Here is a 464-nt window from a genome sequence, read left to right as displayed (position 1 = left end):
ATCCATTCGCTCGACTTGCATGTATTAGGCACGCCGCCAGCGTTCATCCTGAGCCAGGATCAAACTCTCCAATAAAGTTAGTTTGTCTAGCATCTAAAAATAAAAATTGACGTTCACGTTGTTTGTTTCGTTCAGTTTTCAAAGAACTTTTTTGGTGGAGCCTAGCGGGATCGAACCGCTGACCTCCTGCGTGCAAGGCAGGCGCTCTCCCAGCTGAGCTAAGGCCCCAAACAAGTATCGGGAAGACAGGATTTGAACCTGCGACCCCCTGGTCCCAAACCAGGTGCTCTACCAAGCTGAGCCACTTCCCGAAAGAAAACGCGCCCGAGAGGAGTCGAACCCCTAACCTCTTGATCCGTAGTCAAACGCTCTATCCAATTGAGCTACGGGCGCATATGGTGCCGAGGGCGGGGGTCGAACCCGCACGGTGGTCACCCACCGCAGGATTTTAAGTCCTGTGCGTC

General features: G+C 53.0%; 3 tRNA genes and 1 rRNA gene. All 4 read right to left on the bottom strand.

The window, feature by feature from the left end:
• Positions 1–75 (bottom strand): 16S ribosomal RNA (locus tag AC1DKZ_RS33010); the annotation flags it as partial.
• 77 nt (positions 76–152) lie between these two features.
• Positions 153–228 (bottom strand) — tRNA-Ala (locus tag AC1DKZ_RS33005).
• Between the two features lie 9 nt (positions 229–237).
• A tRNA-Pro gene (locus AC1DKZ_RS33000) sits at positions 238–311 on the bottom strand.
• Between the two features lie 8 nt (positions 312–319).
• A tRNA-Arg gene (locus AC1DKZ_RS32995) sits at positions 320–393 on the bottom strand.
• Positions 394–464: the final 71 nt, after the last annotated feature.

This window comes from Bacillus sp. 05T21, assembly GCF_056396785.1.
Note: the sequence above shows the minus strand (reverse complement) of the source record. Positions and strands in the feature narration are given on the sequence as shown.